At 71.6% G+C, this 17,466-nt stretch carries 17 protein-coding genes; 8 read left to right on the forward strand and 9 right to left on the reverse strand.

Features of this window, described 5'->3' with window-relative positions:
• Positions 1 to 2: 2 nt before the first annotated feature.
• A complete protein-coding gene (locus WME97_RS26895) occupies positions 3 to 1,715 on the reverse strand; it encodes a serine/threonine-protein kinase (protein WP_437541345.1) in 1,713 nt (570 codons plus the stop codon).
• Positions 1,716 to 1,998: 283 nt separating this feature from the next.
• Here WME97_RS26895 and WME97_RS26900 point away from each other — a divergent pair, with 283 nt between their 5' ends.
• Entirely contained in the window at positions 1,999 to 2,781 is a 783-nt protein-coding gene (locus tag WME97_RS26900; RefSeq protein WP_437541348.1) for a hypothetical protein, read from the forward strand.
• Between the two features lie 5 nt (positions 2,782 to 2,786).
• Here WME97_RS26900 and WME97_RS26905 read toward each other — a convergent pair whose 3' ends face one another.
• On the reverse strand, positions 2,787 to 3,149 hold the full coding sequence (locus WME97_RS26905) for an Hsp20/alpha crystallin family protein (protein ID WP_437541350.1): 363 nt from the start codon (positions 3,147 to 3,149) through the stop codon (positions 2,787 to 2,789).
• Here WME97_RS26905 and WME97_RS26910 point away from each other — a divergent pair.
• The 4 genes from WME97_RS26910 to WME97_RS26925 all read left to right on the forward strand — a co-directional run bounded on the left by WME97_RS26910 (position 3,138) and on the right by WME97_RS26925 (position 8,183).
• Complete coding sequence (locus WME97_RS26910; RefSeq protein WP_437541352.1) at positions 3,138 to 4,268, forward strand: hybrid sensor histidine kinase/response regulator; 1,131 nt, start codon at positions 3,138 to 3,140, stop codon at positions 4,266 to 4,268. The two genes, WME97_RS26905 and WME97_RS26910, sit on opposite strands and share 12 nt — an antisense overlap.
• Complete coding sequence (locus tag WME97_RS26915; protein WP_437541354.1) at positions 4,258 to 6,267, forward strand: PAS domain-containing hybrid sensor histidine kinase/response regulator; 2,010 nt, start codon at positions 4,258 to 4,260, stop codon at positions 6,265 to 6,267. The genes WME97_RS26910 and WME97_RS26915 overlap by 11 nt, the downstream gene beginning before the upstream one ends.
• A 113-nt stretch (positions 6,268 to 6,380) precedes the next feature.
• A complete protein-coding gene (locus WME97_RS26920; protein WP_437541356.1) occupies positions 6,381 to 7,148 on the forward strand; it encodes a phosphotransferase in 768 nt (255 codons plus the stop codon).
• A gap of 339 nt (positions 7,149 to 7,487) precedes the next feature.
• A complete protein-coding gene (locus WME97_RS26925; protein ID WP_437541358.1) occupies positions 7,488 to 8,183 on the forward strand; it encodes a transcriptional regulator in 696 nt (231 codons plus the stop codon).
• Positions 8,184 to 8,202: 19 nt separating this feature from the next.
• On the opposite strand, the gene WME97_RS26930 is transcribed toward WME97_RS26925, so the two are convergent.
• Complete coding sequence (locus tag WME97_RS26930; protein ID WP_437541360.1) at positions 8,203 to 9,105, reverse strand: nucleoside hydrolase; 903 nt, start codon at positions 9,103 to 9,105, stop codon at positions 8,203 to 8,205.
• 147 nt (positions 9,106 to 9,252) lie between these two features.
• On the opposite strand from WME97_RS26930, the gene WME97_RS26935 reads away from it, so the two are divergent.
• Both WME97_RS26935 and WME97_RS26940 read left to right on the forward strand, forming a co-directional pair.
• A complete protein-coding gene (locus WME97_RS26935; protein ID WP_437541362.1) occupies positions 9,253 to 10,068 on the forward strand; it encodes a hypothetical protein in 816 nt (271 codons plus the stop codon).
• A 215-nt stretch (positions 10,069 to 10,283) separates the two neighbouring features.
• Entirely contained in the window at positions 10,284 to 11,447 is a 1,164-nt protein-coding gene (locus tag WME97_RS26940) for a PAS domain-containing protein (RefSeq protein WP_437541365.1), read from the forward strand.
• 68 nt (positions 11,448 to 11,515) lie between these two features.
• Here WME97_RS26940 and WME97_RS26945 read toward each other — a convergent pair whose 3' ends face one another.
• Entirely contained in the window at positions 11,516 to 13,183 is a 1,668-nt protein-coding gene (locus WME97_RS26945) for a hypothetical protein (RefSeq protein ID WP_437541367.1), read from the reverse strand.
• Between the two features lie 416 nt (positions 13,184 to 13,599).
• Positions 13,600 to 14,268, reverse strand: a complete 669-nt coding sequence (locus WME97_RS26950; protein WP_437541369.1) for a glutathione binding-like protein — start codon at positions 14,266 to 14,268, stop codon at positions 13,600 to 13,602.
• A gap of 76 nt (positions 14,269 to 14,344) precedes the next feature.
• Between WME97_RS26950 and WME97_RS26955 the strand changes: the two genes are divergently transcribed.
• Positions 14,345 to 15,313 carry a LysR family transcriptional regulator gene (locus WME97_RS26955; protein WP_437541371.1) on the forward strand — a complete coding sequence of 323 codons (969 nt, stop codon included), beginning with the start codon at positions 14,345 to 14,347 and terminating at the stop codon, positions 15,311 to 15,313.
• 21 nt (positions 15,314 to 15,334) lie between these two features.
• Here the strand turns inward: WME97_RS26955 and argC are convergent, their stop codons facing one another.
• The 4 genes from argC to WME97_RS26975 are packed head-to-tail and all read right to left on the reverse strand — an operon-like array spanning position 15,335 to position 17,431.
• Positions 15,335 to 16,285, reverse strand: coding sequence for an N-acetyl-gamma-glutamyl-phosphate reductase (gene argC / locus WME97_RS26960; protein ID WP_437541374.1), 951 nt, complete (start codon positions 16,283 to 16,285; stop codon positions 15,335 to 15,337).
• A gap of 54 nt (positions 16,286 to 16,339) precedes the next feature.
• Positions 16,340 to 16,603 (reverse strand): hypothetical protein, encoded by a 264-nt coding sequence (locus WME97_RS26965; protein ID WP_437541376.1) that lies wholly within the window; start codon positions 16,601 to 16,603, stop codon positions 16,340 to 16,342.
• Between the two features lie 4 nt (positions 16,604 to 16,607).
• Positions 16,608 to 17,198: an RNA polymerase sigma factor gene (locus WME97_RS26970; protein WP_437541379.1), complete on the reverse strand. Its 591-nt coding sequence runs from the start codon at positions 17,196 to 17,198 to the stop codon at positions 16,608 to 16,610.
• A gap of 20 nt (positions 17,199 to 17,218) precedes the next feature.
• On the reverse strand, positions 17,219 to 17,431 hold the full coding sequence (locus tag WME97_RS26975) for a YgaP family membrane protein (RefSeq protein ID WP_437541381.1): 213 nt from the start codon (positions 17,429 to 17,431) through the stop codon (positions 17,219 to 17,221).
• Between the last annotated feature and the right edge of the window lie 35 nt (positions 17,432 to 17,466).

Genomic DNA, 17,466 nt, shown 5'->3' on the forward strand with positions numbered 1-17,466 from the left:
GCTCACTGGAACGGGTTTTCCAGGTCGCCCTTCCTGACGGCGCCCCTCGCGGTCGGCGCCGCCCTCTTCAACGACACGGCGATCGCGCCGTCCGCTTCGACCGGGACCTCCTGCGCCTGCTCCTGGTACCCGGGCGCCTTGAAGGTGAGCTTCACGGCGCGCCCGCGCGGCAGGCGCAGCGGCCCCGGCGCCTTGCCGACGAGCTTGCCCTCGCTCCACACCTCGAGCTCCTTCGGGGTCGCCTGGATCCGGAGCTCGACGTCGGGCGGCGCCGCGTCGGCGATCGCCGCAGCTGCGGCGGTCGCCTCCGACGACGGAGACGGCGCGGCCGACTCCGGCGTGGCCTCGGCGGCGGCGGAAGCCGGCAGGACGGGCGCGACCAGCGCGGCCTCCGTCCTCGGCATCGCCGCGGCCGACGCAGGCGCGCGCGGGGCGTCGGCCGCCGGCTCGCTGTGCCCGAGGTGCAGCATGAGCGCCGCGGCCGCGCCGATGCCGAGGACGGCGACCGCCGTGAGCGCCGCCCTCCGCCGCGACGCCGTGGTCGACGTGCTCTCCGGCTTGCTCGGCAGCGATCCCTGCAGCAATGTCTCGTTCCCGTGCAGCCCCGAGCTCGCTTCCGCGGCGTGGCCGCGCTGCGTCGGCGCGAGCCCAGCGTCCAGCGCCTCCACGGCCGCGCGGCGCCGCGCGGCGGCGTCGCCGGCGCCTCGCCCGACGGCGGCGTCGCTCGCCCGCAGAAGGCCACCGGGCAGCTCGTACCCCGCGCCGCGCGCGGCCTCCACGAGCGCCGTGGTCGCCTCGAGCAGCGACGCCGGGCGGCTCACGGGGTCCTTCTCGAGCATCCGCAGGAGCGGCGCGTCGAGCGCCGGCGAGAGGTGCGTCGCCACCGTCGACACAGGGGGCGCCGCCTCCGACGTGTGCTTGATCAGGAGGTCGAACGCGTTCTCGCCGTCGAACGGCGGCGCGCCGGCGAGCAGCTCGTGCGCGAGGATCCCGAACGAGTAGATGTCCGTCCGGTGATCGACGTTCTTGCCGCGGCACTGCTCGGGGGACATGTAGAGCGGCGTCCCGATCAGGTGCCCCGTCCGCGTCTTGTGCACCGTGCTCGAGGACTCGCCGAGCAGCTTGGCGATGCCGAAGTCGAGCAGCTTCGGAAAGATCGCGCCGTCCTCGTCGAAGACCAGGAACACGTTCTCGGGCTTGAGGTCGCGGTGCGCGATGCCCGCCGCGTGCGCCGCGTCGAGCGCGCGCGCGATCTTGACGAGGATGGGCAGCGCCTCGGCGGGCGGGAGGCGCCCGCGCTTGCGGCGGTAGGCGTCGAGGGTCATCCCCTCGAGCAGCTCCATCACGTAGTAGTGCCGGCCGTCCTCGAGGGCGCCGAACGAGAAGATGTCGATGATGTTGCGGTGCCTGATCTGGTTCACGGCCCGCGCCTCCGCGACGAAGCGGGAGACGAGCTGCGGGTTCGCGGAGCACTGGCGGCTCAGGACCTTGATGGCCGCCGCCTTGCCGATGACGGGGTGGATCGCGCGGTAGACCGTGCCGAAGCCGCCTGCCCCGATCTTCGCCTCGACGCGGTACTCGCCGACCGGCGTTCCCGGCGCGAGCTCCGGATCGGCGCCAGGCGGCGCGGGCTCCGCCGCGAGCGTCTCGGCGTTCGTCGCGCAGGCAGCGACGCCGTCCGCATGCTCGGTTCGGCACGTAGGGCATGTCGACATGAGGAAACCACGGAGAGCGTACACGGGGAGCCCGGCGCAGCCCAGAGCCCCCGAGCGTCGCAAACCGGCGAGCGCGCTGTCTCCGCTCCGGCCTCCGGCCTCCGGCGGGCGGGCGCAGCGTGAAGCGTCGCTTCGGCGCCGCGTCGAGGCCCCGCGGGGCGCGAGGCGCGCGCCGGAGGTCTGACCACCTCGCGGCGCCGAGCAGGAGAGCCTCTGGCATTGTCTTACACGGGGTGTGGCCCTACAGGGCCCCGCGAGCCATGCGTGTCGTGCGGCGCGATCGATGGAGGCGCGGGCCTTCGTGCTGCTGAAGCTCGCGCTGGTGGGCGCGTCGGTGCTGCTCTCCTCGCTGGCGGCGCGCCGCTTCGGCCACGCGGTGGGCGGCACGCTCGCCGGGCTGCCGATGATCGTTGGCCCGATCATGGGCTTCGTGCTGCTGCAGGAGGCGCCCGCCCAGGCGGGCGCGATCGCGCTCGCGACGCTGGTGTGCGTCCCCGCCACGATCGTTCATGTGCTCACCTTCGCCTGGTGCGCGCGGCGGGGGCGGCGCTGGGGCGTGGCGCTGCTCACGGCCAACGCGGCGTTCCTGTCGGTGGGCGCGGCGCTGCTCGCGCTGCGGCTGCCCCCGCCGCTGGCCTGCGCCGCGGCGCTGGCGTCGCCCGCCCTGGGCGCGCTCGCCTTGCCGCGCCTGCGCGAGCCGCCCGCGGCGGTGGCCATTCCGCGCGTAGAGCTCGCCTGCCGGGTGGTCGCGGCGATGGCCATGGCCTGGTGCATCGTGCGCAGCGCTGGCGCCGCGCCGGCGGGCGTGAGCGGCCTGCTGCTCGCGATCCCGATCACCGGCAACGTCCTGCCGTGCTTCACCCTGCCCCGGCACGGCGCGGCCGCCACGGTGGCCCTGCTCGCGGGCTTCGTGCGCGGCCTGCTCGGCTTCGCCTCGTTCTTCGCGGCGCTCTACGTGGGGCTCGCGTGGTCGTCCCCGGCGGCCGCCTATGTCCTCGCGTGGCTGTGCGCGCTGCTCGCGGCGCAGGCGCTGCGCGCGACGCGCACATGGACAGTTGTCCGTTGATTGGGTCACAACCGCGCCTCGGAGCGACCGACGCCCGCGGGCAGGGTGAAGCTCCGGCTGAAGGTGCCATGAGAGCGCTCGAACGAGTGATATGTCTCCTTCTCTTCGCGTCTCTCCCCCTCGCGCTTCCCGCTCACAATGAGGCGGTTGCCCGCGAAGGACACGTCGACGTCCTTCTCCTGCATGCCCGGCAGGTCCGCCTTCAAGACGTATGCGTTGAAGACGTATGCGTTCCCGCTCTCCTTCACGTCGAAGTCGGGAGTGAACAGGGCCTCGCGCGCCGATCGGGCCATGACCTGAACGCTGTGGTAGCGCCGTTGCCTCTCCTGTAATCTCGCGCCCGGAGCCGAGGCCGCATGGAACAGCACGAGCCCAGATCCAGGGTGCTGGTCGTCGATGACAACGAGCAGAACCGCGCCCTGGCCCAGGCCACGCTCGAGGACGACGGCTACGAGGTCGTGCTCGCCGTCACAGGCGAGGAGGGAATCGAGCAATTCCAGCGCCACAAGCCCGATTGCGTGCTCCTCGACGTGCGGATGCCGGGGATGGACGGGTTCGCCGTGTGCTCCCGGATCCGCGGCCTGCCCGAGGGCGCGAGCACGCCGATCGTCTTCTTGACGGCGCTCCGCGACGTCGACACGTTCGACAGCGCGCTGCGCGCCGGCGGCGACGACTTCCTGACGAAGCCGATCCGCCCCTCGGAGCTGCTCGTGCGGGTGCAGGCCGCCCTGAGGCTGCGCCGGCTCGGCGCGGAGCTGCGCGAGCACGTCGAGCTCGTCCGGCAGCAGCGCGACGCGCTGATGCGCCTCCAGCTCCAGAAGGAGCGGCTCACGGCGTTCGTCGTGCACGATCTGAAGAACCCGGTGAGCAGCATGGACCTGCACGCCCAGTTCCTGCTCCGGGATCGCGCGCTCCCGGAGCAGGCGCGCGACTCGGCGCGGCACATCCGCGACCAGGCGCGTGCCCTGCTGCGGCTCATCTACAACCTGCTCGACATCAGCAAGAGCGAGGAAGGGCTGCTCACCCCCGAGCGAGCGAGCGTCGATCTCCGCGCGCTCGTCCTCGAGACGTTCGCCGCGCTCGACCTGCGCGCGAGCTCCCGGTCGCTCTCGCTGCGCGAGGCCGTCGAGGTGCCCAGCGTCCAGGCCGATCCGGACCTGCTCCGCCGCACGCTCGAGAACCTCCTCGAGAACGCGATCGTCCACGCCCCGGCCGGGACCGCGGTGACCGTGGGCGCCGCGAAGCGCGGCGCCCACGTGGAGATCCGCGTCGCGGACGCGGGGCCGGGCATCCCCGCCGAGATGCGCGCGCAGGTGTTCGATCGCTTCGTCCAGCTCGGAGGCGACGCCCCGGCCCTCCACCGCGCCGGCCGCGGCCTGGGGCTCGCGTTCTGCAAGATGGCCGTCGAGGCGCACGGCGGCGACATCCGGATCGAGGACAACGCCCCTGGCGCCGTGTTCTGTGTGAGGCTCCCCGATGACACATGAGATCTCCTCCGTCGAACGCCTGTCGGCCCCCGAGCAGGCGCCCCATGGACCTGGCGCTCGCCAGCTCGACGACAGCACGTTCCGCATGCTCATCGACGCGGCGCCCGACGCCATGGTGGTCGTCGACGAGCACGGACGTATCGTGTTCGTCAACGTCCAGACCGAGCGGATGTTCGGTTACACGCGCGGCGGGCTCATCGGGCAGGCGATCGAGATCCTGCTCCCGGAGCGATTCCAGCGGTCTCACGTCGCGAACCGCTCGGCGTTCATCGCCGCGCCCAAGGCGCGCCCCATGGGGTCGGAGCTGGAGCTGTTCGGCCGCCGGAGGGACGGCAGCGAGTTCCCTGTCGAGATCAGCCTCAGCCCGCTGACGACCGAGGGGGGCACGCTCTTCTCGAGCGCCATCCGCGACATCAGCGACCGCAAGCGCCTGGAGGCCGTGGCGCAGCGCACGAGCGACCTCCTGCGGAGCGCGGTCGAGAGCTTCCAGGGCGCGTTCGCCGTGTTCGACGCGCAGGATCGGCTCGCGCTCTGCAACAGCGTCTACCGGCACTGGCTCGGCGCGCGGGTGAACGGCCCCATGCTCGGGCGGAGCTATGACGAGATCGTCGGCGAGAGCCTCGCCGCGGGGCTGTTCGCCCTCGGCGGCGAGCCTCCGGCCGCCTTCCGCGAGAGGATGCTCGCCTACCACGCGGAGCCGGAGGGCACGCTGGATCTCTGCACGAGCGACGGGCGCAGCCTGCGCGCGACCGAGCGCCGCACGGCCGAGGGCGGGACGGTGTGCACCCTCTGGGACATGACCGGCGACGTGCAGCGCGAGGAGGAGCTGCGCAAGGCGCGGGGCATCGCCGAGGCCGCGAGCTCCGCGAAGAGCGAGTTCCTCGCCTCGATGAGCCACGAGCTCCGCACGCCGCTCAACGCCATCCTCGGCTTCGCGCAGCTCTTGCACCGCGACAGGAAGACGCCGCTCACCGATCGCCAGAAGGAGCGGATAGAGCACGTCCTCAAGGGCGGCGAGCACCTGCTCAAGCTCATCGACGACATCCTGGATCTCTCCCGCATCGAGGCGGGCCGCGTCACGGTGTCGATCGAGCCGGTGAACGTCCCCGAAGTGCTGGTCGAGGTGAAGACGACGCTCGACCCGATGGCCCAGCGCGCCGGGATCGAGATCGCCCTCGCGCCCCTCCCCGCGGAGCTCCCGAAGATCACGGCGGATCGCACGCGCTTCGCGCAGATCCTCATGAACTACGGCTCGAACGCGATCAAGTACGGCCGCAGGGGGGGCCGCGCCACGATCGCGGTGTCGATGCCGGAGGACGGGGTCGTGAAGATCTGCGTGATCGACAACGGCATCGGCATCCCCCAGGAGCAGCACCCGAAGATCTTCCAGCCCTTCCAGCGCGCCGGCCAGGAGACGGGGCCGATCGAGGGGACCGGGATCGGCCTCGCCATCACGAAGCGGCTCGCGGAGCTCATGGGCGGCGGCGTCGGCTTCGCCAGCATACCGGGCGAAGGGTCCGAGTTCTGGATCGAGCTCCCGGCGCACCAGGAGCCGCCGGCGGTCGCCGCCCCGGCGCAGGCGGATGCGCGCCTGGAGGCGTCGCCGCTCGCCGCGCCCGGCGGCGTCCGCCATTCGGTCCTGTACGTCGAAGACAACCCGTCGAACATCGCGTTCATGGAGGAGCTCATCTCCGAGTTCGAGCGCGTCCACCTGATCACCGCGCCGAACGCCGAGATCGGCATCGAGCTCGCGCGCTCGCGGCAGCCCGAGGTCGTCATCATGGATATCAACCTCCCCGGGATGAGCGGCTACGAGGCCATGCGCAAGCTCGAGGAGTGGCCGGAGACGCGCGACATCCCCGTGATCGCGCTCAGCGCGGCGGCGATGGCCCGGGATACCCGCCGCGCCGAGCAGGCCGGGTTCTATCGGTACCTGACCAAGCCGGTGAGGGTCGACGAGCTGACGACCGTCCTGGAGGAGCTCCTCCTCCGGCCGTAGCGCGCCGAGGCGGTCGAGGTGCGTCGGGGGAGACCCGCTATTCCGCGGACAGCGGCGAAACAGGGGCCGACTCCGCCACCGCGGCGCCAGCGCTCCGGTGGAGAGGGCTTTGCATGGTCGACGAGCAGGTATTCAAGGGCGGCGTCAACACCGTGCGCCGGCGCGGCGACAGGGTCCACCGGCCCGCGACGGCGGCCACGCCTGCCATCCACCGGCTCCTGCGGCACCTCCGGGCGGCGGGCTTCGACGCGGCGCCCGAGCCGCTCGGGCGCGACGACGAGGGGAACGAGGTGCTGTCGTACCTCGATGGCGAGGTACACAACCCGCTCCCGGCCGAGCTGCGCACGCCCGAGCTCCTCGCGTCCGCCGCCGCCCTGCTGCGCCGGTTCCACGACGCGAGCGCGACGTTCGCGTCAGGACCGGACGACCGGTGGCAGCTCCCGCCCCGCCCGCCGGCCGAGGTGATCTGTCACGGCGACCTCGCGCCCTACAACTGTGTCGTCCGCGGCGGCCGGGTCGTCGGCTTCATCGATTTCGATACCGCGCATCCGGGCCCGCGCGTGTGGGACGTGGCGTATGCTGTCTACCGTTTCGCGCCGCTGCACGCGCCGAGCAACCCGGACAGCGCCGGCAGCCCCGAGGACCAGGCGCGGCACGCAGCTCGGTTCTGCCGCGCTTATGGCTTCCCGCCAGGGCCCCTGTTGCTCGACACCGTGGCCGATCGACTCGCGGCGCTGCTCGCCTCCATGCGCGCGCGGGCCGCGGCCGGCGACGTCGCGTCCCAGGCGCACATCGCGGCCGGGCACCCTGCGCTGTACGAAGAGGACATCCGCTATTTGCGGGCGCAGCGCGATCGGCTGCTGCGGGCAAACACCCCGTGATGGGCCGACGCCCCCCGCCACCCGCCATGTGCTGAGCCGGGCGATAATGTGCTCGTGACGCGCAGAGGCGGCCGGGTGGCGCGTCGGGTGAGCACCGCCCCGCGCCGCTTCACGCCAAACATGAGATCGGCCGCCTGGAAAGGCACCTCGACGCGCACGCGGTGAAGGTCACGTTCAGGGCGGTCGAGAGGCGAGCGCATATCGCACCTTCCGCTCCTCGGCGCGTCGGCCACACCACGTTGTCATCCTGGCTCAGCCCGCTCGCCGGCGGTTGTTCCGATACGCGACGAGGCCAATTTCGCTCGACGAAACCGCGCTCGATCGGCGTAGCGTGGCTGTATGACCCGAAGGCGCGATCATGCCCTCTCCTGCACGACGCTCTTGCTCATCGCGTGTGGACTGGCCGGCTGCGGCAAGGCCTCCACGCGGCCCGCGGCCGCCCCCGAGCCGCTCGCACCGCTCACGCTCCGGCGATCGGCGGACGACATCATCCTGGCCGCGAAGCTGCCGCCAGAGACCGCGCCCCGCGCGTCGCTCGAGATCCACCGCCTCGACGCTTACGCCGCGTGCAACGCGGCGCAGGTGCGCCTCTCCGCCAGCGTGAGCGCCCGCGCGGACGCGGGGCCGAGCGCGCTCACGGTGTCGAGCCTCGTCATCGGCGGCCTCGGGCTCGCGGGCGGCATCGCCACCACCGCGCTCGCCGCGGGCCTCGAGGCCAAGCCGATCCCGGCGGGCACGCCGTCGCTCCCGGACGCGGAACCGCCGGACGTGGACGGCAAGACGGGCGTGATCGTGGCGGGCGTCGTCACGGGCGTCGTCGTCGTGGGCGCCGTCGTCGGGACGCTCCTGCTCGTCGGCGGCGACGACGACGAGGATCGCAAGCACAAGCTCGATCTCGGCGCCGGCGGCGCGGGGGGCCTCCGCGACGCCATCCGCGCCTTCGAGGCCGCGTGCCCCGACGAGCCGCCCGAGGACGCCCTCGCCGCGTGCATCGACAGGGCGCGCGCCCTCCGCACGACCTGCGCAGCCCGGTGAGGCGGGCTCCGCCGCCCGCTCAGCGCGCGAGCACGTCGAGGAAGCGCTCCTCGTGGAACCCGACCGAGATCCGCGTGCTCGTGCCCTCCATGGCGCGCGCCCCCCACTCGCCCTTCTCGCGGTAGATCTCGACCTCGACGAAGTCGCAGACGCGCTCGTCGAGCGCGCAGGCGGCCGCCACGAGATCGTGCATCGCCTTGCCCACGCCCTTGTCTGCCAGGTACCGATCGAGCGCGTCGATCATCCTCGTCAGGCCGCCCCGCGGCGATCGCCCCGAGACCCGGCGGCTCAGCGCGTCGCGCATGGCCTCGGTATAGACGACCCCGTGACATACGTTCTTCGAGACGAACCTCCGCTCTCCGATCTGCGGTGAGGCGAGCAGCGCGAGCGTCTCCCGGGGCGCGCCGCCGGGGTTATAGCTCGGGCAGGTGAGGCGCCCGCGGAACTTCTCGAGCGGCTCGGCGACCAGGTTGTCGCCCGCGAAGCCGCCTTGCTGGACCCAGCGAGCCAGCCGGAGCCCCGGGACGTCCTTGAACGCCTTGCCGATGTTCTTGGGCGCGGCCCCGACGAGCACCGTGGCGTCGGGCTCGCGGAGCAGCTCGGCGAGCAGCGCGGGGCCGCCCGCGACCTCGCCGGCCGGGTGCTCCAGGATGCCGGGGCCGTAGCACGCCTGGTGGAAGCCGGAGACCCGCGCCTTCTTGCCCTCGCTCGTCGCCCACCACGCGGGGCCGTGCAGCGCGCCGATCGGGACCTCCGCCCGCCCGCAGCCATCCAGCCCCCAGCGGACCAGCCGGCACTGATCCTCGGAGCCGGGCGTGACGAGCACGCCGAGCAGCTCGACGTCGGGGTGATCGGCGAGCCAGAGCAGCGTCATGAAATCATCCGGGTCCGCGGTCTCCATCTCGAAGATCATGCGCTTCACGCCGCACCTCCATGCCATCGCGCCGCAGAGCAAAATTGAATAGACTCGATCCGACCGGGCAGCCGGAGAGACGACCGGCCGCCCGACGGAGCCAGCACTCGACCCGCGCTGCCGCGCGCGGTCAGGCCGCACGACCCCGAGGAGCGAATGAAGCGCATACACCTGTTCGAGATAGAGGATTTCAGCTGGTTTCCCGGGTGGCTACGGGCCTGCATGACACGCCTGCTCGTGATCATGCACAGGGCGCTGGGCACGCGCGAGGCGCTGGTCGAGCTGGTCGCCAGAGCATTGAAGGAGTCGAACACATCGAACATCGTCGACCTCTGCTCCGGGAGCGGCGGACCGATGATCGACGTCGTGCGGACCCTGCGCGAGAAGCCCGGGTTCGAGGGCACCCGACTGACGCTCACGGACCTGTACCCGAGCAAGGAGGCGGCGGAGCTCATCAACAACCAGGAAGGGAGCCATGTATCCTACCAGACAACCCCGGTGGACGCCACGAAGATCGGCGGCGACATCGCTGGGTTCAACAAGAGCCTCAGAACCATGGTCAGCAGCTTTCATCACATGAGGCCGGACAACGCGAGGAAGATACTGGAGTCGGCCCAGAGGAGCAGGCAGCCCATCTGTATCTTCGAGATCAGCGACAACAGTCATCCGCTGTTCCTCGGGTGGCTCGCCCTCCCGATCAACTTCGTGATGTGCCTCCTCATCACGCCCCTGGCGAGGCCCATGACCCTGCGGCAGCTCGTCTTCACCTATATCGTTCCGATCATCCCGCTGTGCTTCGCGTGGGACGGGGCGGTCTCGAACGCGAGGACCTACACGCTCGCTGACCTCGATGAGCTGTTGAGCGGGCTCCAGAACGAAGACTACAGATGGGAGAAGGGCGTGATCGGCGGGAGAGCGAAGAAGCTCTATCTGCTCGGCATTCCTACCCGCGACGCAAGCGCCGGCGGCTGAGGCGCTCCGACGCGGACGAACCGGTACGTACCGGTCGTACAGATCGCCGGAGATCGTGGCCGAGGCCGTATGTCCCCCTCGTGCGCTCCGATGATTGGAGTAAGGCCATGCCTTCGTGCGCGTCGCGGATTGCACCCTACTATTCGCTTGCGGTCATCGATCTACCTTGTTACGCGCAATCCCGGTATGCCTGTCCGGTTGCGGAGGGGAATACGATGGCTGACGCCAACGGAGCACTGAGCTCGCTGGATGACTTTATCGCTCACTCCACGGAGATGCTGTTCGTCGCCGGAGGCGACGGCGCGCTGCTGCGATGGAGCGACGCGCTGGGCCGGACGATCGGGCCCGCGCTCGCGCAAGGAACCCCGTTGACCGAGCTCTTCCACCCGGAGGACCGCGGCGCGCTCACCACAAGGTGGGAGCAAGTGCGTGAGAGCACGGCCCCCATTCACGTCCACGGCCGCGTCATGAGCGCGGAGCGCAGCTACAAACCGCTCGCCTGCGTCGTGCGCGGCGCGCGCTCGGAGGGGCTCGTCTACGGCTCGTTCCGTGACGCGCCGGCCGGCGACGGCGCGCTCGACGAGCTGACCGAGCTGAGGGCGCGGGACAGGATGCTCCGCGCCTTGATCAACGCTCTTCCGATAGCGATGTGGGCCGTCGATACCGACGGAACGTATCTCTACCATGAAGGCAAGGGGCTGGAGGCCGTCGGCCATCAACCTGGACAGCTCGTCGGCGCGAACATCTTTGACCTCTACGGCGAGGCCAACGGCGCCGTCAGGCGCGCGCTGGCCGGTGACCCGGTGCACGGGCTGGCCGAGGTGCACGGCTGTGTATGGGAGAGCTGGATGGTCCCCCTCGCGGAGGAAGAGGGACACGTCAGCTCCGTCGTCGGGTTCTCGCTCGACGTGACGGAGGGGCAGCGCGCGCAGCAGGCCCTCCAGACGAAGCTCGACGTGATCGAGGCGCAGCAGCGGGTCATCCGGGAGCTCGCGGCGCCGATCATCGAGGTGTGGGACGGCGTGCTGGCGCTGCCCATGATCGGCGTCGTCGACAGCGCGAGGACGGCCGACGCGATGGAGAGCCTGCTCGAGGCGATCTCGAGCCGCGGGGCGCGGTTCGCGGTCCTGGACCTCACCGGCGTGCAGATGGTGGACACGAAGGTCGCCGATCACCTGATCAAGCTCGTGCGGGCCATCCAGCTGCTCGGCGCCGAGGGGATCATCTGCGGCATCCGCCCGACGGTGGCGCAGACGATGGTGGCGCTGGGGCTCGACCTCAGCGCCATCGTGACCAAGGCCAACCTGCGGGCCGGCCTGATGCACTGCATGCGGCGTTTGACCGCGCGCCCGGCGCCGCCCCCCCGCGACGTCGCCTGACACGACAGCGGAGGACGAGGCGCCCGGGAGCAGCGCCGGCGCTGGCGCTGCTCCCTGGGTGCCCGGGCTCAGAACAGCTGGATGTCGTCGATCTCGATGTGCATCGGCTGACCCGGAGACGTGCGCCAGTTCAGGCTCGTGACGGCCCACGGCTCGAACGGCACCGGCGTGCCCCACCCCTGCTGCACCAGATCCCACCAACGCAGCTCCACGGTAGCCCACTCCGGCCCGAACCAGAAATCGTTCCCGTGGCTGTCGTAGCACGCCGAGCAGACCCCGCCTTCGGGCATGGTGAGGAGCGTGCCGACCTCGAAGCGAACGGGGGCGCCGTGGGTACGGATGCTGAAGCGGATGCCCTGGAACGCCGACAGATCGACGGGCCACATGTCGAAGGCCAGCATCACGCCAGCGCCCGACGGGGACGGCCCCCCCGGAGAGTACGCCGCGAGCGCCGTCGGGCTGAAAGGCCCTTGAACGGGGAACACATCGATTGGGGCGCTCCCGTCGCTGTACGTCACCCACGGCCCCGTGAACGGCGGGGCGCTGCCCGCGTACGGCGCGGAGAAGAGGAAATCGCCGTCCTCGAAGTCCTCGATGACGAGGCCCGACATCGCGCAGACGGGCAACCACACGCAGTCCGGATCGGAGCAATCCGTGAGGCCGTCCGCATCGTCATCGGAGCCGTTGCTGCAGGCCCAATCGGTGTCCTCGCGCCACGACATGCAGTACGGCTGCGACTGGCAGTCCGCATCGGAGCAATCCACGGCACCGTCCCCGTCGTCGTCGGCGCCGTTGCTGCACGTCCAGTCGGTGTCCTCGCGCACCGGCATGCAGTACGGCATCCACTGGCACTCCGGATCGGAGCAATCCGCGAGGCCGTCCCCGTCGTCATCGACGCCGTTGCTGCACGCCCAATCGGTGTCCTCGCGCCACGGCGAGCAGAACGGATACGGCTGGCATTCCGGATCAGCGCAATCCGCGAGGCCATCCATGTCGTCATCGGCGCCGTTGCTACAGGCCCAATCGGTGTCCTCGCGCACCGGCGCGCAGAAGGGATACAACTGGCAGTCCGGATCGGAGCAATCCGCGAGGCCGTCCATGTCGTCGTCCCAGCCGTTGCTGCACTCCCAATCGGTGTCTTCGCCGAGCGGCCCGCAGAACGGCTGCCACTGGCAGTCCGGATCGGAGCAATCCGGGCGGCCGTCGCCATCATCGTCGTAACCGTTGCTGCACGCCACATCGGTGTCCTCGCGCGGCGGCGTCGTGTCGTCGACCCCGATGACGATGTCGAGCCTCCCCTGCCCGACCGAAATGACGTCGCCATCGGCCCGGAACTGGAACGCCACGGTCGACGTCGTACCTTCGCCGATGTAGACCCACGTCGGGTTCGCCGACGTGAGGGACGCCGAGACGGGCTGGTAACCGCCGCCGGTCCACCGCTCGAGGACCCAGCCCGGCTGGAGCGCCACGTTATAACCGCCGACCGGCAGCACCTCCGCGAGCACCGGCGTGTCGACCCCTCCGTAGATGGTCCGCGCCGTCGGGCCGTAGATATCGAACCACGCTTGGGACAGGCGGTACGTCGCGCCCGAGGAGCTGTTCCCGACGAGGGCCAGGCTGAGCGAGCCGACCTCGGACTCCTGCTCGGCGTCCTCCGGCGCGTCCGCCGTGCAGCCGACCGGGATCGCAGCAATGGCCAGGACCGAACATACGAAGAGTTGTCGCAAGTGTCTCATAATGACTCTCGTATCAGAGCCGGTCGCGCGTGAAAAGCTGGATTCGTGAGGGGCGCCATGACGTCGCGCGTCCGTCGGTCATGCGTCATTGACCGACGGTCATTGACCGTCGGTCATCGTCATCCATCGGCTGGCCGCCGGTCATCGGCTGGCCGCCGGCCCGGCCGGCCATTGGCCGGCCATGCCCATGCGCCTATGCCTTGGTTGCGCCGCCCCCTCCCATCATTCATCGAATCTTTCGGTCCTTCCATCGCCGCTTCTCATCGCCTCATCGCCCGCCGCCGGCTATCGCCTCCTCTCGCATTCCGTCCACTTTGTCGGCTCGCGTCGCACGCATCGTCGCCCCGGTCCCGGTCCGCGATCGCGGCGGACCCAGCGCGCCCGCCGCCGGGCGCGCCGTGCGCGCTCCGCTCGGGTCAGACGTTCGGCGCCGGCGCGTCGACGGCCTCGGCGGCCTTCGCGTGCCGCGCTTGCTCCCGGAAGTAGCCCTCCCGCTCCTCGGCGAAGGCGCGCGCCACGCTCGGGCGTCCGTGGAGGCGCGCGTGGTACGCGGCGAGCGCCGGCCAGGACTTCAGGTCGATCGGCGTGACAACGGACCAGTTGAGCACCGCGAAGAGGTACGCGTCGGCGACCGAGAAACGGTCGAGAAGGAACTCCCGCCCTTCGAGCCGATCGGCCACCCAGCCGAGGCGGCGCGGCGCCCCGGCCAGCGCATGGGCCTTGACCTCGGCCGAGGCCGTCTTGTCCAGGAGCGGCATGTAGACCGCCTTGTGGAGCTCGCTCCCGATGAAGCCGAGCCACTGCTGGAGGCGCGCCCGGCCGAGCGGATCCCGCGGCGCGAGCTCCGCCGCCGGGAACCGATCCGCCACGAGCTGAAGGATCGCCGCGTTCTCGGCGAGGATCTCGCCTCCTTCGATCTCGAGCGCGGGGACGAACCCGAGCGGGTGGATCGCACGGTAGTCGGCGCCCCCCTCGGTCCGCTTCGTCTTCAGGTCGACCTCCACATACGAGGCCTCCGCGCCGGCCTCGTAGAGGGCGATGCGCGTGGCGAGGGAACATGCGAGCGGAGCGAAATAGAGCTTCATGAAAACCTCCTGACGGCGCCCAAGGTGCGCCTCGCGGGGCTGTGCGTCCAACGCATCGTCGTGATAGGGTCTATGCGTGTCACGCATACCGTCTCCCCCTGCGCCTCCCGCGATCGGACCGCGGCCACAGCTCGAGATCCGCGATCTGGAGCTCGTCCTCTCCCTGGCGGCCGCCGGGAGCACGGCCGGCGCCGCCTCGGCGATGCACATCACGCAGTCCGCCGTGAGCCGGGCGCTCGCCCAGGCGGAGGACCGCGTCGGCGCGCGCCTCTTCGAGCGCACCGCGCGCGGGGTCATGCCGACCGCCGCGGGAGAGCGGCTCATCGCGGGGGCCGGGCTCGTCCTCGCGCAGCTCCGGGAGCTCGAGCGGGAGGTCGCGGCGCCGGTCGCCGCGACGACGCGCGTCCGCCTCGTGTGCGAGTGCTACACGGCGTACCGCTGGCTCCCCTCCGCGATGACGAGCCTCCGGCGCAGGCTGCCCCGCCTCGAGATCGTGCTCGCGGTCGAGCACACCCACGATCCGGTCGCCGCGCTCGTCCGGGGGGACATCGACGTCGCGCTGCTCACCACGTCGTCCCTGCCGACCGACCGCGAGGCGGGCTGCGCGCTCGTGGAGCGGCCGCTCTTCTCGGACGAGGTCGTCTTCGTGATCTCGACCTCGCACCCGCTCGCCGGGCGGGCGTCGCTCACGCGAGACCACCTCCGCGAGGGCCCGCTGATCACGCCGAACGCCACGCCGGCCGAGGCGCGCTGGTTCATGAGCGCCGTCTTCGGGCGGCAGCGGCCCAAGATCGAGCTCCTGCGCTTCCCGCTCACGGAGGCCGTGGTCGACGCGGCGCGCGCCGGGATGGGGATCGCGACCCTCTCGGAATGGGTGGCGGAAGCCTACCTCGGCAGCGGCGACCTTCTGGTCAAGCGGCTCTCGTCCGGCCCGCTCCGCCGGCCCTGGCGGATCGCGTTCCGGCGCGCGTCGGCCGACGCCGCGGAGCGCCTGATCGGCGCCCTCGAGAGCGCGGCGCCGCGGCTCTACACGCGCGCCGGGTGACCCGGGTGACCCGGGTGACGCTCAGTCGAGGCCGGTGGCCTCCGGCGCGCCCAGCATCAGGTTGAGGTTCTGCACCGCCGCGCCGGAGGCGCCTTTGCCGAGGTTGTCGAGGCGCGCCACGACAAGGATCTGGTCCGGCTTGCCGAACACGAACACGTCGAGTCGGTTCGTGTCGTTGCACTCCACCGCGCCGAGGTAGCCGTCCTCCAGCGCGCCCTGGCCGCCGAGCGGCATCACCCGGATGAACGGCTCGCCGGCGTAATAGGACGTGTAGAGCTCGTGGACCGCGGCGGGCGTCGCCGGCCGGGCCAGGGCGTCCGCGAACAGGGGCACCGAGACGAGCATGCCCTTGTAGAAGTCGCCCACGACCGGCTGGAACAGCGGCGCCCTGTCGAGGCCCGCGATGGCGCGCATCTCCGGCAGGTGCTTGTGCTGCAGCGTGAGCCCGTACGGGCGCGGGCCGCGGAGCTGCTCGCGGCGCGCCCCTTCGGCCTGCTCGTAGGCCTGGATCATCTTGCGCCCGCCGCCGCTGTAGCCGGTGAGCGAGTGCGCGATCACGCGGGCGTCCCTGGGCAGGAGCCCCTGGTCGACGAGCGGCACCAAGAGCGCGAGGAACCCGGTCGCGTGGCACCCGGGGACGGCGACGCGCCGCGCGCCGCGGACGGCCTCGCGCTGGCCGGGGCGGAGCTCCGGGAAGCCGTACACCCACCCGTCGGCCGTGCGGTGCGCGGTGCTCGGATCGATGACGCGCGTCCTCGGGTTCTCGATCCATCCGATGGATTCGCGGGCGGCGTCGTCGGGCAGGCACGTGATGAGCACATCCGCCTCGTTGATCAGCGCGCGGCGCGCCGCCGGGTCCTTGCGGCGCTCGGGGTCGATCTCGAGCAGCTGGAGGTCGCGGCGGCCCTGCAGCCGCTCGCGGATCTGGAGCCCCGTCGTACCTTCCTGCCCGTCGATGAACACCCGATGCATGGTGGCCGTGTCCATACGCCGAGCGCGCCCTCGGGACCAGCGCTTCGCGTGAGCTCATCGACGCCTCCTCGACGCCGTCGCACACCCGCCGTCGTCGCACGGCCCGCGAGGGCGCTCCCCCCGCGCCCTGGCGGCGATCGTCTGGATCAGCCCCACCGTCCAGCACATCGGGCACCCGCGCAGCGCCACGAGCGCGACCGGCAGCAGCGCGACCGGCGCCCAGAGGGACACCCGCGCGAGGAACGCCGCGGCCACGAGGGCCCCGAGGCCGATCGCCCCGCGCGCGAGGTGCGCCGCGAGGCTCTTGCTCGCGAACACGCCGCTACCCTCCTTCTCCTCGGCCCTGCCGCGCGCGAGGCGCGGCGGGCGCGCCATCGCGCCGGAGGACCTCCGCCCTCACCAGCTGCCGCGCCCGGTGCAGCCGGCTCTTCATGGCCGCCTCGCCCAGCCCCAGCGTCCGGCACACCTCCTCGCCCGTCAGGCCCTCGACGTCGCGCAGCACGAGCACCTCCCGGTACGGCCGCTCCAGCGCGGCGATCGCCTCGTGCACGGCGCGCACGAGGCGCCAGCGCTCGAGGGCCGCCTGGGGGTCGAGCTCGCCCGCCGGCACCGTGTCGGCGTCGTCCACGCGCTCCCCGAGCCGCAGCCGCTCCCGCGCGAACGGGCGCAGCATGCGCGCGCACGTGTTCCGGACGACCGTCATCAGCCAGGAGAGGACGCCCGGATCCCGCGCCACCTCGGGGCGGCGCGAGAGCTTCGTGAAGGCCTCCTGGACCGCGTCGTCCGCGTCGTAGGCGTCGCGGCAAACGCGCAGCCCGAAGCGGTACACGCGGTCGTGGTAGGCGCGGACGAGCAGTTCCAGCGCGCCGTCGTCGCCGAGCGCCGCCGCCGTGAGGACCGGATCGTGGGACATCGCCGCCTCCATCCAGCGCCTCAGCCCGGCGGGCGCGGGCAGGTGGACCTGCCGAGCAGAGCGTACCCGAGGCATGTGCCCGAGAGCGCGGTGAACATCACGTACACGCCCGCCAGACCGAACGCCGAGAGGCGCGCGGTGAGCGGCAGCGGCGCCGCCCAGGCGCACGCCAGCAGGGCGAGCGCGCCGAGAACACGCAACAGCCGATCCTGCGTACCCACATTCCGTTTCATGAGCTCCTCCGTCCTTCACCCGGAGAAGCCCCGGC

The organism is Sorangium sp. So ce367, from assembly GCF_051520455.1.
Taxonomy (GTDB): Bacteria; Myxococcota_A; Polyangia; order Polyangiales; family Polyangiaceae; genus Sorangium; species Sorangium cellulosum_B.

Bases quoted from the DNA above. Each gene is read 5' to 3' on its own strand.
- WME97_RS26975 (WP_437541381.1), bottom strand. From the start codon at position 17,431: ATGAAACGGAATGTGGGTACGCAGGATCGGCTGTTGCGTGTTCTCGGC.
- WME97_RS26900 (WP_437541348.1), top strand. From the start codon at position 1,999: ATGGAGGCGCGGGCCTTCGTGCTGCTGAAGCTCGCGCTGGTGGGCGCG.
- WME97_RS26920 (WP_437541356.1), top strand. From the start codon at position 6,381: ATGGTCGACGAGCAGGTATTCAAGGGCGGCGTCAACACCGTGCGCCGG.
- argC (WP_437541374.1), bottom strand. From the start codon at position 16,285: ATGCATCGGGTGTTCATCGACGGGCAGGAAGGTACGACGGGGCTCCAG.
- WME97_RS26950 (WP_437541369.1), bottom strand. From the start codon at position 14,268: ATGAAGCTCTATTTCGCTCCGCTCGCATGTTCCCTCGCCACGCGCATC.
- WME97_RS26940 (WP_437541365.1), top strand. From the start codon at position 10,284: ATGGCTGACGCCAACGGAGCACTGAGCTCGCTGGATGACTTTATCGCT.
- WME97_RS26895 (WP_437541345.1), bottom strand. From the start codon at position 1,715: ATGTCGACATGCCCTACGTGCCGAACCGAGCATGCGGACGGCGTCGCT.
- WME97_RS26945 (WP_437541367.1), bottom strand. From the start codon at position 13,183: ATGAGACACTTGCGACAACTCTTCGTATGTTCGGTCCTGGCCATTGCT.
- WME97_RS26915 (WP_437541354.1), top strand. From the start codon at position 4,258: ATGACACATGAGATCTCCTCCGTCGAACGCCTGTCGGCCCCCGAGCAG.
- WME97_RS26935 (WP_437541362.1), top strand. From the start codon at position 9,253: ATGAAGCGCATACACCTGTTCGAGATAGAGGATTTCAGCTGGTTTCCC.
- WME97_RS26970 (WP_437541379.1), bottom strand. From the start codon at position 17,198: ATGTCCCACGATCCGGTCCTCACGGCGGCGGCGCTCGGCGACGACGGC.
- WME97_RS26925 (WP_437541358.1), top strand. From the start codon at position 7,488: ATGACCCGAAGGCGCGATCATGCCCTCTCCTGCACGACGCTCTTGCTC.
- WME97_RS26910 (WP_437541352.1), top strand. From the start codon at position 3,138: ATGGAACAGCACGAGCCCAGATCCAGGGTGCTGGTCGTCGATGACAAC.